Source organism: Haliscomenobacter sp., from assembly GCF_040403615.1.
In the GTDB taxonomy this organism is placed as follows: domain Bacteria; phylum Bacteroidota; class Bacteroidia; order Chitinophagales; family Saprospiraceae; genus Haliscomenobacter.
The window spans coordinates 25,229-39,764 of the sequence record NZ_JBBAKG010000056.1; the positions used below are offsets into that span (position 1 = coordinate 25,229).

Here is a 14,536-nt window from a genome sequence, read left to right on the forward strand (position 1 = left end):
CTCTGCGCACTAAGCGGATCAGGAACGCAAACCCAGGTTGAGCTTTTACAATTTGCCACCGTACCCTACGGTTCCTGGATCAAAGCAGAAATCCGTAAGGTTTTTGCGAAGCGAGAAATAGATTTTCAACAGCTTTGCCTTTTGAATCCCCACATCGGCATCCTGCATGGCCAAATGGTCAATGCCTGTTTGCAAAAATGGGGCATCGATGCCGCCGAGGTCGATCTGGTGGCCAGTCATGGCCAAACGGTATTTCATGCGCCCAAAACCCAGCATGGTCAGGCAGATTATGGCAATGCGACCTTGCAAATTGGGGATGGCGATCATGTAGCGGTCACTACGGGCATCATCACCCTTGCAGATTTTCGGATGCGGCACGTGGCCGCGGGTGGCGAAGGCGCACCGCTGGCGGTGTACGGCGATTATTTTGTTTTTGCCGAAGCGGGTCAAGACCGCATTTTACTCAATATGGGTGGCATTTCCAATTTCACTTACTTGCCCGGCGATCTGGACGCCAGCAAGGTTTTTACCACCGATACGGGCCCGGGCAATACATTGCTGGACGCCATCACCCGCAAGTTTTATCCGCACCTGGAGTACGATGAAGATGGGAAAATTGCCCTAGCCGGACAAGTCCACGAACCCCTGCTCCTGGCATTAAAAGACCATCCGTTTTTTGATGCTCCGTTTCCCAAAACCACCGGCCCAGAGGTCTTCAATCTGTCTTACTTAGCGGCAGCCCAGGAAAAAACCAACTCCTCAGATCTGGATGCGCCAGATTTGTTGCGCACCCTGGTACAGTTCAGCGCCGATACCATTGTAGCCGGGATCAAACGTGCCATTGGCGATCAAACATTCGCTTTTTTTCTCAGTGGTGGTGGTGCACACAATCCAGCGTTGACGGGCGCAATCCGCGCACATTTTCCCGGAGCAAGTTTTGAATCTACGGCGGTGCTCGGCATCCCCGGCGATGCCAAAGAAGCGGTGCTTTTTGCCATCTTGGCCAATGAGGCCATCGCAGGCGGACATACTTCGTTTGGTGGGCGGCACAAGGTACCTTCAGTGGTGATGGGCAAAATTTGCTGGCCGGGGTAGGGGTCTCTATTTCCTGCGGAAAAAAACATAATCCGACACCAGTGGCTCCAGGCCTCCATTTCGAAAATCTGCCATGATTTGGCCCCGGTGGTAGGTGGTGTGGTTGATCACGTGAAACAACAGATCTTGCACCGTATTGGTAAACACCTCGCCTTTGGAATTGCGGTAAACAATGACCTGTGCCAGCTCAAAACGCTCCAGAATGTCCAGAGAATGGGCCTGGTTGTTTTCAGCGATTTGAGCAATATTTGCCACCAGGTGGACATCAAAAACGCCAAAAGCAGGCAATTCAAGCATGCGGGCATTCCAGATTTGATGCGCATTAAGCATATGACTGAACAATGGAATGCACTTTTCGGGCAAGGATGCTTCATGCTGCTCAAATTGCTCAATCAATTGCAGGTTGAAATGGTGGTTGAACGCATAGAGGTCTTGAAAAAAGGATTTCATAAGGTCGATTGTTTTTCTCAAAGAAATACTCCCGTCGGGGGTTGAAAGGGGATAAGTTAACCTAAATTCGGGGATATTGCTTTAAAAATTGGGCAAGTCCATCGAAGGAAATGCTGGATATTATTTGGTGGATACTTACGAAAATTTATTGAAATTGCGGCATTAGAGCATCTCTAAAACCTGGCACATTATGAATCCCTTGATTGACCAACTTTTCGATTTGAGCCACAGTCTGGCGGCACCACTACTGCAAAGGGTGAATCACCCCTGGGAGGCATTGCCTCAATTGGCCGCATACCTGCAAGAACTGGCAAAAAATCTGCCCGCTGATTTTGAAGAGATTGCTCCACAGGTTTGGGTGGGAAAAGGCACTTATATTGAAAAAACAGCCTTGATCAATGGCCCGGCCATCATTGGGCGCAATTGCGAAATCCGGCACGCTGCCTATTTTCGGAGCAATGTGCTGCTCGGTGATGAGGTAGTGGTGGGCAATTCAACGGAATTGAAAAATGTCATCTTGTTTGACAAGGTGCAGGTGCCGCATTTCAATTATGCTGGCGACTCTATTCTGGGCTATAAGGCACACCTCGGAGCTGGCGCAATCCTGGCCAATTTCAAATCTACTGGAGACGAAATTCATGTATACCTGGATGGCAAAAAAACGGGAACGGGATTGAATAAATTTGGATCCCTAATCGGCGATCATGTGGAGGTTGGTTGCAACTCCGTGTTGTTTCCCGGAACAATCGTAGAGCGGAATGTGGTGATTTATCCCTTGTGCCCGGTAAGGGGATACATTCAATCCGGGAGTACGCTCAAGAATGATGGGCAGGTGTATCCGCGGAGTTGAGTGAATTTTTGGTTTGCAAGCAAAAATGAAGCTGACTTATTTTGATTTACTTTCTCTAAAAACCTTTTTATAAACTTGCGCCATTGATATTGAACATCCAATAGATTTCAACTCTACCATACCATTTGGATCAGTGATTACAGTATCTCTCCACAAATTTTGTTCTTCTCTGAAGCTGATTTCTACCTGGTATTTGTCTTGTTCAATGAGCATGTACTCTTTGAAAGAAGTCAAGGTCTTGTATTCCCTCAGCTTATTTCCACGGTCATAAGAACGGGTGCTTTTGGAAAGCACTTCTACAATAAGTAATGGATTTATTAACAACAATTCATTTTCGTCCCAATATTCAGGTTCTTCGCAAACCACTAAAACATCAGGATATAGTCCGTAATTCAACGTCGGGAGGTATACCTTCTGGTTGCTTCCCAATACCGTATACGATTTATTGCCTTCATCAATTGCGTTATTCAACGCAGTTCCCGTATTCATCACAATGATGTTGTGGGGTCCTTTTGCCGTAGGTTTAGCAATGATTGTACCATTGAAATATTCGTGTCGCTCCAGTGCACGTTCTTCCCGTTTCAGGTATTCTTCCAACGAATAAAAACGTGGTTTCTTCTTAGGCTTTAAGAGCGCCAGAGGATTGTCACTTTTATTGGCTATTGCAGAATCCATAGTATCAAGTCAATTTGACTTAAAAATACGATAATTTATTTAAAGTACTGAACACTTTATTTTTTAACAAATTATACGCGATTTCTCTGTTTAAAATAAAATGTCCAGTACTGTTTCAGCTCTTCCAGTCAATTTCTTCAAATCAATCACTTCACATCAATCACCCTCTGGACTTTTTCCTCTTCCAGCACTTTATTGAATTTTTCTAGGGTGTTCTTTACCGCCAGATCATACCGTTCTACGATTCCATCGTACACTTTTTTCATGTCGGCATAAGCCTCGATCACTCCTCCGGTTGGGCGGTCGTTGTCCCAAATGAGTACGCTGTACACCCGCGCCATGCGGTTGATGAAGCGGCGGGGGTAGTTGAAGTTATCCTGGCCGGCTTCGGCTTGGTTTTGTACAATTTCGTCTTCCACCGCGGTCAGCCCTTTGCCCAATTCGGTAGCAAGTTCCTGAATGCGGGTGGCATGTCCAGCTTTTACGGCCAACCCAGCGGCTTCTTCAATTTGCTGCCGCAAACTCCGCAAGTTTTTCACTTTTTTCTGCGAATCGCTGATCAGGTCGCGCATTTCCAGACCCAGTTTTTCCTGGGCCAGGTAGGCATCCTGGGCTACGTCTTTCCAGCGTGGATCGGGCAATATTTTGAAAGCTTGGGTTTTGCTTTCTTTGCCTACACTTACCCGCACCTGATAATCACCGGGAGCGGCCGGAGGGCCAATGATGGGCACGCTCATTTCCATCAGTACCAGTTTTTCGGCATTGATGGCACCCTCATGTTGTAGGTTCCAAGAGAAAGTATTCCAGCCCTTTTTCAATTCGATGCGGCTGCGTTGGCCTTCGGCTTTCGTGCTGTAGGTGCGGATGACCTGACCACTTGCGTTCAAAATTTCCACCTTGCTCTCGGCATCTTTGGCCGGAGCTTCAGCAAGATAAGTATGAAATACAGCGCGGTAACCACTCACATTGGTGCGGTAAGTATCGCGGGGTTTGAACAAATGTAAGGTTGCCTTGGCTTGTTCATTTTGCAATTGTTCGAGCACATTGACGTCTTCCAAAAGCCAGAATCCGCGCCCCTGGGTACTCATGGCCAGATCGCCATGGTGGCTTTCCAGATCGGTGATCGGGGTGTAAGGCAGGTTGAGTTGCAAGGATTGCCAGTGAGCACCGTCGTCAAAAGAAGCGTACATGCCGTATTCGGTTCCTGCAAACAACAAGCCTTTTTTGTTGGAATCTTCCGCGATGGCGCGGGTAAAATGCCCGGCAGGGATGCCATTTTTGCCATCGGTGAGCAACTGCCAGGTTTTGCCGTAATCGTTGGTGCGCAGGATGTAGGGTTTAAAGTCGTTGTTGCGGTAATTTTGCACCGCTACGAAAGCCCGTCCAGGAGCATGTACCGACAATTCGATTTTGTTGATGGTACACTCAAATGGGATGATGCCTTTAGGGGTGATTTCTATCCAGGTTTTGCCGCCATCGCGGGTCAGGTGAATGCGGCCATCGTCGCTGCCTACCCAGAGTTCGCCAGCAGTTTGGGGTGCTTCTTCAATCACAAATGCCGTGCTGTACACTTCCACTCCCGTGGCATCGTGCTGAATCGGGCCACCCGGCATGATCAGGTATTGATCCATTTTGCGGGTGAGATCCGGGCTGATGATTTGCCAGGTTTGGCCATTGTCAGACGAGCGGTGTACATAATTGGAGCAATAATATACGGTGTTGGCCGCGTGCTTGGAGGCCAATACGGGTGCATTCCACTGAAAACGGTACTTGAGGTCGCGCATTTCGGTGCCTTCGGTAAAATGGGGATAAGCAGTCACCTGGCGTGCCTGTCCGGTAGATCGATTCATGATGGTGATTTCGCCGCTGTAGGTTGTTGCCCATACCCGATTGGGATCCTTAGGGTCAACCGCAATATCGGCACTTTCGCCACCACCTGCCTCATGCCAATGCTCCGTATGGGTGATCCCACCCGGATCGCGCGAGGGTACGCTGATGGTACTGTTGTCTTGCTGTCCCGCGTACATCAAGTAAGGAAATTGCTCATCGACTGTCACCCGGTAAAACTCGGAAGTAGGCTGGTTGTGCTGAGAAGTCCAGGTTTTGCCGCCGTTGAGGGAAACCGTGGCTCCGCCATCGTTGCAATCAATCATGATATTGGGATTGTCTGGGTTGAGCCAGATCCCGTGGCAATCGCCGTGGGGCACCCTTATCTCGTCAAAGGTTTTGCCTCCGTCAATGGACTTCATCAGGTCTACATTGTTGATGTATACCGCGTGTTCATTCTTGGGATCGGCAGTCACGTGGCTGTAATACCAGCCCCTTTGTTGCAAGTTGTGATCGCGAGAAACGCGCGACCAATTTTCGCCAGCGTCTTCGCTGCGGTAAAGCCCCGAAGTAGCATCGTCGGGAGTAATGACGATGGTCCATAGTCGATTCGGATTGACGGGAGAAACTGTAACGCCAATCCGGCCAAGCAATCCGATAGGTAGTCCACCTTCCAGTTTTTTCCAGCTGGTACCGCCATCGGTCGATTTCCAGAGGCCGCCTTTGGCGTTGCCGTCGTGGATTGTCCAGGGTTTGCGCTCGGCGCGCCACATGGCGGCGTAAAGAATCCGCGGGTTGCTGGGATCGAGGGCGAGATCAACGCAGCCTGTGGAGTCTCCGGCGCTGTGCACCAGTTGCCAGTTTTTGCCCCCATCAATGGTGCGGTACACGCCCCGCTCGGGATTGGGGCCAAAAGGATTGCCCAGCGCTGCCACAAAGGCCACCTCAGAATTGAGGGGATGCACTTCAATTTTGCCGATCATGCCCGACTTGGGCAGGCCGATGAACTGCCAGGTCTTACCCTTGTCGGTACTTTTGTACATTCCGATTCCGGCAGAGGTATTGCCCCTTGGGCAGGCCGAACCCGTACCCACATAAATGACTGAGGGGTCGGAAGGCGCAACGGCGATGGCGCCAATGGAACCGCATTTTATTTGACCATCAGAAAGGTTGTCCCAGCTATTTCCGGCATCGGTACTGCGCCATACGCCGCCGCCGGTAGATCCGAAATAAAAAGTAAAAGGTTCTTGTCTAACCCCTGAAATGGCCGTAGCACGGCCTCCGCGACTGGGGCCTACGTGACGGTATTTCAGTTCGGTCAACAACTCATGTTGAATGACACTATTGGGGTCTTTGGTGGTTTGGGCGATGCTGAGCCATGCCTGACTCAGGAGAACCATGCCTACAATCAATTTCCGCATGTTTTTTTTGCCGGGGAAGATAGGTATTTCCGCATTTTTAGTGCTAAATCACCTGTTTGAATTTTTTGAAAAAAAATCCCGATAATATTTTGTCATCAACTCTTTTTAAAAAATAAAATTCATTGTGTACCTTAGTGTGGCAAATACATTATCTGATCCTATTTCCCCTATAACCCCGACCAATGATTTTTTTTTAGTCCGCCATTCATAAAGTTATAACGATATGTTAAACAGATTTTTATCCTTGTGCTTCCTGGCTGCAGCTTTTGCGGTAGGTACTGCATTTGTAGTAACCAACAACTCTAGCGCGCCAGAGAGTGCGCCCAATACCCTTACTGCGTCTGAAAAAGCGGCGGGTTGGAAATTGCTATTTGATGGAAAAACCATCAAAGGCTGGCGCAATTACAACAAACAAACCATTGGCGAGCGCTGGAAGGTGGCCGATGGTATACTTTACCTGGATGTTTCCAACAAAAATGCCGAAGGCTATCAGATAAGCGGTGGTGACATCATTACAATGGAAGAATACGAAAACTACGAATTGCGCCTGGAGTGGAAAATCGCCAAGTGTGGCAACAGTGGTTTGATTTACCACATCCACGAAGATCCTTCCCTTCGTTCCCCCTGGCAAACCGGGCCTGAGTTTCAGTTATTGGACAACGATTGCCACCCCGACGCCAAAATCAAAAAGCACCGGTCTGGCGATTTTTATGATGTCATTGAATCTTCAATTGAAACAGTTAAGCCCGCTGAACAGTGGAACAAGATTCGCTTAATTTGTAAGGGGACTAAAGTGGAGCATTGGATGAATGGAAAAATGGTCATTTCCACGGATATTGGCACCGCTGAATTTAAAAGTTTACTGCCCAATACCAAGTGGAAAAGCCACCCCCAATATGCCACGTTCAGCAAAGGGCGGATCGGTCTGCAAGACCACGGTGATGGAATTTCCTTCCGCAACATCAAATTGCGGAAACTATAAACAGGTTTGAAACAAGCCTAAAACAAACAACATTCAACAGACACTTTTAACTCGGTCTTGCTATGAACAACAAAACACGACTTTTTTACGGCAGTTGTTTTGCCCTTATCACGACCGCCTTGTCTTTTAGCATCAGGGCGGGTATCCTACCCCAGCTTGGTAAAGAGCTTAGTTTGTCAGCTGAGCAATTGGGATATATTAACTCCATGTGGTTTCTCGGGTTTCCGATTTCCATGGTAATCGGTGGATTAATTTATCACACGGTTGGAGGCAAGCGCATTATGCAGTTTGCTTTTTTGGCGCATGCAGCTGGTATTATTATGACTATTTATTCAGGCAGCTACATTGGATTGCTTATTTCCACTTTGCTCATTGGAATAGGAAATGGATGCACGGAAGCGGCTTGTAATCCGATGATTGCAGACGCTTTTGAAGGGAACACCATGAGCAAAATGTTGAATCGTTTTCATATGTGGTTTCCCGGAGGAATAGTCATCGGTAGCCTGGTTTCAAAATTTATGACTGATGCCGGTTTTGGTTGGGAGGCGCAGATTTGGGTTATTTTACTTCCTACCCTGGTATATGCTTACTTGTTCTTTGGCCAGGATTGGCCGGTAGCTAAAACCAAGGAAGAGGCCAGTTTGTCCATGAACCTTAAAGCGATGATTTCGCCATTGTTCATTTTTATGATGGTTTGTATGGCCTTAACCGCAATATCAGAGTTTGGCCCGCAACAGTGGTCGAGTTTGATATTGGCAAAGAGTGGCGCTCAACCCATGTTGATTCTGGCCCTGGTTACCGGCTTGATGGCTGTATGTAGGTATTTTGGCGGAGAAGTTGTGCACAAATTTGATCAGACCGGGGTACTTCTTGGGTCTGCCGTTCTTGCTACCATTGGAGTATTTCTTTTCAGTACTCAAACCGGAGCAATGGCCTACGTGGCTGCAATTTTCTTTGCATTTGGGGTAGCTTATTTCTGGCCCAATATGATTGGTTTTATTGCAGACAAAATACCAGCCAGTGGTGCCCTGGGGATGTCGATTATCGGTGCAGTCGGAATGTTCTCCACCTCAATTTTTCAGCCCATTATTGGGCGTTGGATTGATTCCGATAAGACAGCTGCTGCTGCAACCGGACTTACTGGTGATGAACTGGAATTGGCAGCCGGTCAGGCTACTTTGGGAACCATGGTCTTATTCCCGGGTATATTGATTGTGCTGTTTACCATTCTGTTTTTTTGGGTGAAAAAAATAAAAACTAACGCTTAACATCAGTCTTTTTTCAGCTTCTATAGCTTACAACATCGCAAGTCCCACAAAAAAAATCGTGGGTTAATTAAGCCTGAGGATGCGGCAAAAATCGTTCCTCAGGCTTATCTTTATCCAAAATTTTAACACCTACGGATCATGAAACGCAAAATTAGAATGGGAATGGTCGGCGGTGGCCGCGGCGCCTTTATCGGAGGCGTACACCGCATTGCTGCTGCCATTGACGGCCATATTGAACTGGTTTGTGGCGCTTTTAGCAGCGACCCCGAGCGTTCTCGCCTTTCAGGGGAAGACCTGTACCTGCCGGCCAATCGCGTGTACGGAACGTACCAGGAAATGATTGAAAAAGAGCTGCTGCTGCCAGAAGGCGAGCGGATGGATTTTGTATCAATCGTGACACCCAACCACGTGCATTTCGGCCCAGCCAAAATGGCCCTGGAAAACGGCTTTCACGTGGTGTGCGACAAGCCCATCAGCTTCACCATGGCTGAAGCCATAGAATTGGAAGCCCTGGTTGCAAAAACCGGCTTGATCTTTGCCCTTACCCACAACTACACCGGATACCCAATGGTCAAACAAGCCCGCGCCATGATCCGCAACGGCGAATTGGGCAAAATCCGCAAAGTGGTGGTGGAATACCCACAAGGCTGGCTGTCCAAAAAAGAAGAAGACAACAACTACAAGCAGGCCATCTGGCGCACCGACCCAAACCAATCGGGTATCGCGGGCGCGATGGGCGATATTGGTACCCACGCCGAAAACCTGGCTGAATACATCACCGGCCTGCAAATCACTGAAATGTGTGCCGATATCAGCACCTTCGTGGAAGGCCGCCTGCTGGACGACGATGGCAACGTGCTGCTGCACTTTGACAACGGCGCCAAGGGGATTCTGCACGCCAGCCAAATCTCGGCAGGTGAAGAAAACGGCCTCAACATCCGGGTGTACGGCGAAACAGGTGGCTTGTACTGGCGCCAGGAAGAGCCAAACACTCTGCTGGTATCCCGTTTGGACAAACCAAAAGAAATTTACCGCCCTAAAATCAGCCCGCTGAGCCCTGAGGCCAATGCCCATATCCGGGTTCCAGCGGGTCATCCAGAGGGGTATTTGGAGGCTTTTGCCAATATTTACCGCAATTTCGCGCTGGCCGTGCAAGCCCGCATGGCCGGAGAAGCCCCAGATCCCCTGCTCGATTTCCCATCGGCCAAGGATGGGGTACGCGGCATGCGCTTTATTGAAAAAGTAATTGAATCTGGAAAGTCCACTGCAAAGTGGGTGAAATTTTAGTTCATAGTTTAAAGTTGAAGAGTTGAAAAGATAAAAAGATGGGCACCTCGGCTTCGCTCGGCGACCATCTTTTTATCTTTTCAACTCTTCAACTTTTCAACTTGCTATATGCGCGCCATGATCTTCGCAGCCGGCCTCGGCACTCGACTTCGCCCCATCACGGATAACATCCCCAAGGCGCTAGTCCCCATCAAAGGGCATCCTTTGCTGGAAATTGCCATTCTGCGCCTCAAAGCAGCGGGCTGTCGGGACATCATTGTCAACATCCACCATTTTGGCGATCAGATTATTGATTTTTTGGCCCGCAATGACCATTTCGGGATCAACATTCAAATCTCAGATGAGCGGGATGTATTGCTGGATACGGGAGGCGGGCTCAAACATGCCGCCTGGTTTTTGAAAGATGAGCCGTTTGTACTCCTAAATGCGGATGTAGTGACCAATCTGAATATTCAAAAGCTTTATCAAACGCATGTACAAAGCGGCGCACTGGCTACTCTGGCCGTGCGACAAAGGGAGAGCTCGCGTTATTTTTTGTTCAATGCCGAAGGGCAACTTTGTGGTTGGGGCAATGAAAAAACCGGCGAGAAGCGCTTGTCGCATGCTGAAAACAACCTCAGCCCCTGGTGTTTCAGCGGCATTCACGCCATCAGCCCGCGCATTTTTGATTTTTTCCCGGAAGAAGAAAGTATTTTTTCGATCATCGATACTTACCTAAATACCTCGGCAACCGAACGGGTACTGGCCTATCCGCACAACGACGACATTTGGCTGGATGTGGGAAAAATTCCGCAGTTGGAGTTGGCGGAGGGGGTTTTGGAGGCGGTGCTGCCAGAGGAATAGGACTGATTATTTTTGGAAAAAAGTAGCCCCTTAAAAAAAATAAAATGACTTCTTTTCCTTTAACTTTAATAAAAACCGGACTTCATGAAACTATTTTTCAACTCTCCTTTTTTTTGTTTTGTGCTCATATTGTTCAGCTCCTTGCACCTTCGTGCACAAAACGTACCACTCACAGAAGTAGATGAATTACCCAACTTTCCTGGAGGTATCCCTGCGCTGAAAAAATATTTGGATACTGGCCTTGGTTTTCCACAAGTAACGGATCTTGCCGTAGAGAAACTGGTTATCGTTAAATTTGTAGTAGGTTCCAATGGTAAGGTTCGATCACCTAAAGCCATCTGGAGCAATAATGATACAGCCAATGTGGAAGCAGTCAAGTTGATTGCGAAGATGCCCAACTGGTACCCAGCGCTTAATGATGATCTCCCCGTAGCTTGCTATATCAGTGTACCCATTATTTACTATTTACCTGCCCCATCTGAATCTACCCTTAATGACCATGCTTTGGTTCCGAATAACATCAGAGATCAACTGTACTTCAATTACGATTTCCCAGGTACAAGAACACCAGCTTCCTTTCCGGGAGGTCGTGGTAAAATGAAACAATTTCTTGCTGAAAACCTGGATTATCCACCTATTGCCGAGGCAAATGGCGTTTTTGGAACGGTCATCATTGGTTTCACCGTAAAAAAAGATGGCCTATTAGACAACATCAAAGCTTTGAAAGGAATTGGTGCTGGCTGCGATGAAGAAGCCATCCGGTTGATTAAAGCTATGCCCACGTGGGTTCCCGCTACAGAGGATGGTCAAGCTATTCCGTCTGAACAAAAAATTGTAGTAAACTTCAAAGTTGACGAAGAGGCTACTTCCCATGTTTATGAAAATGTGGATGAGATGCCCGCTTTTCCAAGTGGTCAGCAAGGATTAAAACTTTTTTTTGCCAATAATTTGAGATACCCTGAAGATGCCAAAGCAACATCCATTGAAGGCACGGTAATAGTCCATTCCGTGGTTGAGAAGAATGGTAGGCTCTCTAGTTTAATGGTTTCACAGAGCGTCAGCGAAAGCTTGGATCGCGAAGCAATAAGGTTAATGAAACTGATGCCCTACTGGAATCCAGGAAAGTTAAATGGAAACCCTGAGCGAGTAGTAATTTATTTGCCCATTCGGTTTAAACTTAAGTGATAAAGTCATTTCTCTTCTTTGAAGAAAGCGGGATAAATCCAGAAGATGTTTGTATAAAGGGGCACTGTTGATGACGACAAATTCAAAGGGAAGACTGGTTTGAGTTGTGATTTATCGTTGATGATTGCCACATTTTTAACTGTTCAGTGTATAACCGTGAGGCCAAAGCGACAATAATAGCAGAGGGGGGGATGCAGTGCCTCAGGGATAGGGCTGGATTTTTTGGTTATTGTTTTGTAGATTTGTAAAAAAGCAAAAAATGTCCACTTTAAGTACAGTAGAGGAAATCAAAAACAAAAAGACTTCGGTGAAGCCTCGCCGGGTTTCGAAAGAACGATTTTTGCGGGAATACACCAACCGTGAAGACGGCTATAAATATGAGTGGAATGATGGAGTAATTGAAAAATATGCAGGAATGAATCAAGAGCAATCTAAATTTTACTACTTATTGCTTGGCCTTTTTTTGAATACGGCAGCGGCTAAAATTGGAGGAATGTTGATTGCAGAGACGGATATGGGAACGCTAACCGAACAAATTCGCAGGCCGGATATCGCTTATTACACCAAAGAACAACTCCCCATGATGTGGAGTGGCCAAAATCAGGTTGCACCCTGGGTCATTGAAGTCATTTCAACGAATGATTACGCCAATAAGATCAATAAAAAACTCGACGAATATTTCCTTGCTGGTGTACAAGTCGTTTGGCACATTTATCCAGAATCCCAACAAGTTCATGTGTTCACTTCGCCTGAACAAGTGACCATTTGTCGGGGAAAAATGATTTGTAGCGCGGCTCCGGCTTTGGTGGATTTGGGGATTAGTGCGGAGGAGTTGTTTGCGTGAGGATTCAAAAAACAGAAATATGTCAAGCGCGGATAATAAAATAATTCAATTTTGGGCGCAGTTCCTTCCAGAAATCAAGAAAATTTCAAATAAGTTCAACAAAATAAAATCTTTGCCTTCCAATGGCTGGTTAGGAGCAACCAGTAAAATTATACCAAATGTAGGATACTGGTTTAATGTTGCAGAAGGGCATGCTAAAATTATGCTCCTTATTGGAACTGGAACTCCTGACAAAGAAGTAAACAAGCAGATATTTGATGAATTAGATAAGCATAGACGCAAGATCAATGCTTGTATAAACCAGGAACTTAACTGGAGAAGAATGGATACTAATGGTAGTAGTAGGATTTCTATCGAAATTAATTATGTCGACTATTCTCAAGAAAAAGATTGGCCTAAAATCAATAATTTTTTCCTGGAATGCATGCCTAAATTTATAACTGCATTTGACCAGTATTTGCTAACGATCCTTATTTGACACTTTTGACCGTCTTCTCTGGTGGCTCCTTATCATGTCTAATCCCTAAAACCTGTACCTGATTTTTGCCAGAAAAAATTCTAAACAGGATTTTGAAGGACCATTTCTTGGTATAACGAACTGGCGGATTCATATCTTCTGTTCCGGACAGAATGGGTTTTCTATGAGGAAATGTTTTGAGCTTCTACGTTGAATCAATTATACCTTCTCGAACTTTGTTCGCCACTCTTGGCGATGCAGTCCTCTGATAATGATCAGAAATACCTCTCAGATTGCGGCGAGCCTTAGATGTAAATACGATTTTGAAAATATTCACCATTCCTCCATTTCTTTTTTCAAGTCTTCAATAGAAATATATTCACCTCTATCCGCCTCAGCTATACTTTCTTTTAAATCTTCCATCAATTCTTCTTCAGTCATTTGTTTCCAGGGGCCGGAGTGATCATATCTAGCGATGATTTGGGCCAATTCGGCATCCTCCTCCTCTTCTTCCAAGTAAGCCTCCGTCATCACATAGACCATCCGCAAAAGCCGTTCGTCTGCAATATCGATGCGCTGGTGCAATTCTTCCCTTATTTGTGCTAAGCTCATTTTTCCTTTATTTACGGCAATAAAAATAAACATTATTTCAACAAGAATCAAGGTAAAGAGGTTCCTTCAATACCCCATCAACCAGCCCACTTCTTATACCCCTCATACCGATAATACTTCGGCCTCGAATCCAGCCGCAAATGCAACCAGGATACGCCCAATCCCGCAGTACTGAGCCACAGCGGTTGGTCATTCAACCCTGCGCAGTACAATTCACCGACCCTTTTCCAAAATTCATCCTGTTGTGCCGCTGGGGCATGCCGTACAAATTGAGCTAGATGTGCCTAACAACCCGCATCACCAATCGGAGTAGGCACCAGCAAATGGGCGTCTTTGCCCAGGTTCAAAAAATCTACGACTGCTTTATCTGTAACAAAATGTTCTTGAAAAGCGCTTTGATATGGAATGATATGGCGCAAAGGTGCGCTATCAATGACGACAAATATTCAAAGGGAAGACTGGTTTTAGTTTTGATCATTAGCGCGACTTCCCAATAGAAGGCTTCAAAGGGGACTTCGGCGAGAAGGAAGTTGAAATAGCTGCGAAAAGGGGCGGAATTTTGCCAGAGTTGAATCACATGGGCAAAGGATAGAAGCTCGTCCTGTTTATTGATTTGGAATTGAAGCGTTGTACTTTGGGTTTGAGTTATAGGGTAAGCTTGCCACATGTTTCAGTAGGTTCAAGGTATAAAGTGAAAGCTGTATGTGAGGCCAAAGCGATAACAATAGCAGCGCGGATGA

Annotated in this window: 14 protein-coding genes and 1 pseudogene; 9 read left to right on the top strand and 6 right to left on the bottom strand. The window is 46.7% G+C overall.

Annotated elements, in window-relative coordinates:
• Positions 1-1,095: anhydro-N-acetylmuramic acid kinase (locus ABW391_RS17615; RefSeq protein WP_353483216.1), on the top strand; the 1,095-nt coding region annotated here is incomplete at its 5' end.
• Positions 1,096-1,101: 6 nt separating this feature from the next.
• Here the strand turns inward: ABW391_RS17615 and ABW391_RS17620 are convergent.
• Positions 1,102-1,545, bottom strand: coding sequence for a DinB family protein (locus ABW391_RS17620; RefSeq protein WP_353483217.1), 444 nt, complete (start codon positions 1,543-1,545; stop codon positions 1,102-1,104).
• A 190-nt stretch (positions 1,546-1,735) separates the two neighbouring features.
• Between ABW391_RS17620 and ABW391_RS17625 the strand changes: the two genes are divergently transcribed.
• Complete coding sequence (locus tag ABW391_RS17625; protein ID WP_353483218.1) at positions 1,736-2,395, top strand: LbetaH domain-containing protein; 660 nt, start codon at positions 1,736-1,738, stop codon at positions 2,393-2,395.
• Positions 2,396-2,431: 36 nt separating this feature from the next.
• Here ABW391_RS17625 and ABW391_RS17630 read toward each other — a convergent pair whose 3' ends face one another.
• Together ABW391_RS17630 and ABW391_RS17635 are read right to left on the bottom strand one after the other, a co-directional pair.
• Complete coding sequence (locus ABW391_RS17630; RefSeq protein WP_353483219.1) at positions 2,432-3,070, bottom strand: Uma2 family endonuclease; 639 nt, start codon at positions 3,068-3,070, stop codon at positions 2,432-2,434.
• A gap of 146 nt (positions 3,071-3,216) precedes the next feature.
• On the bottom strand, positions 3,217-6,318 hold the full coding sequence (locus tag ABW391_RS17635; protein WP_353483220.1) for a VPS10 domain-containing protein: 3,102 nt from the start codon (positions 6,316-6,318) through the stop codon (positions 3,217-3,219).
• Between the two features lie 223 nt (positions 6,319-6,541).
• On the opposite strand from ABW391_RS17635, the gene ABW391_RS17640 reads away from it, so the two are divergent.
• The 7 genes from ABW391_RS17640 to ABW391_RS17670 all read left to right on the top strand — a co-directional run bounded on the left by ABW391_RS17640 (position 6,542) and on the right by ABW391_RS17670 (position 13,205).
• Positions 6,542-7,300 carry a 3-keto-disaccharide hydrolase gene (locus tag ABW391_RS17640; protein WP_353483221.1) on the top strand — a complete coding sequence of 253 codons (759 nt, stop codon included), beginning with the start codon at positions 6,542-6,544 and terminating at the stop codon, positions 7,298-7,300.
• Between the two features lie 62 nt (positions 7,301-7,362).
• Complete coding sequence (locus tag ABW391_RS17645) at positions 7,363-8,568, top strand: MFS transporter (protein WP_353483222.1); 1,206 nt, start codon at positions 7,363-7,365, stop codon at positions 8,566-8,568.
• Positions 8,569-8,706: 138 nt separating this feature from the next.
• Entirely contained in the window at positions 8,707-9,855 is a 1,149-nt protein-coding gene (locus ABW391_RS17650; protein WP_353483223.1) for a Gfo/Idh/MocA family protein, read from the top strand.
• A 108-nt stretch (positions 9,856-9,963) separates the two neighbouring features.
• Positions 9,964-10,698: a nucleotidyltransferase family protein gene (locus tag ABW391_RS17655; protein WP_353483224.1), complete on the top strand. Its 735-nt coding sequence runs from the start codon at positions 9,964-9,966 to the stop codon at positions 10,696-10,698.
• Positions 10,699-10,926: 228 nt separating this feature from the next.
• The gene (locus ABW391_RS17660) at positions 10,927-11,883 is read left to right on the top strand and encodes an energy transducer TonB (RefSeq protein ID WP_353483225.1); all 957 of its coding nucleotides are present in this window, start codon (positions 10,927-10,929) and stop codon (positions 11,881-11,883) included.
• Positions 11,884-12,142: 259 nt separating this feature from the next.
• The gene (locus tag ABW391_RS17665) at positions 12,143-12,727 is read left to right on the top strand and encodes a Uma2 family endonuclease (protein ID WP_353483226.1); all 585 of its coding nucleotides are present in this window, start codon (positions 12,143-12,145) and stop codon (positions 12,725-12,727) included.
• Positions 12,728-12,746: 19 nt separating this feature from the next.
• Complete coding sequence (locus ABW391_RS17670) at positions 12,747-13,205, top strand: DUF4268 domain-containing protein (protein WP_353483227.1); 459 nt, start codon at positions 12,747-12,749, stop codon at positions 13,203-13,205.
• 312 nt (positions 13,206-13,517) lie between these two features.
• Here ABW391_RS17670 and ABW391_RS17675 read toward each other — a convergent pair whose 3' ends face one another.
• From ABW391_RS17675 to ABW391_RS29595, 3 genes and pseudogenes are all read right to left on the bottom strand, one after another.
• Positions 13,518-13,847 carry a hypothetical protein gene (locus tag ABW391_RS17675; RefSeq protein ID WP_353483228.1) on the bottom strand — a complete coding sequence of 110 codons (330 nt, stop codon included), beginning with the start codon at positions 13,845-13,847 and terminating at the stop codon, positions 13,518-13,520.
• A 26-nt stretch (positions 13,848-13,873) separates the two neighbouring features.
• Positions 13,874-14,215: pseudogene (locus ABW391_RS29590) on the bottom strand (DUF6940 family protein).
• Positions 14,149-14,463, bottom strand: coding sequence for a DUF6940 family protein (locus ABW391_RS29595; RefSeq protein ID WP_502916335.1), 315 nt, complete (start codon positions 14,461-14,463; stop codon positions 14,149-14,151). The pseudogene ABW391_RS29590 and the gene ABW391_RS29595 overlap by 67 nt, the downstream one beginning before the upstream one ends.
• Positions 14,464-14,536: the final 73 nt, after the last annotated feature.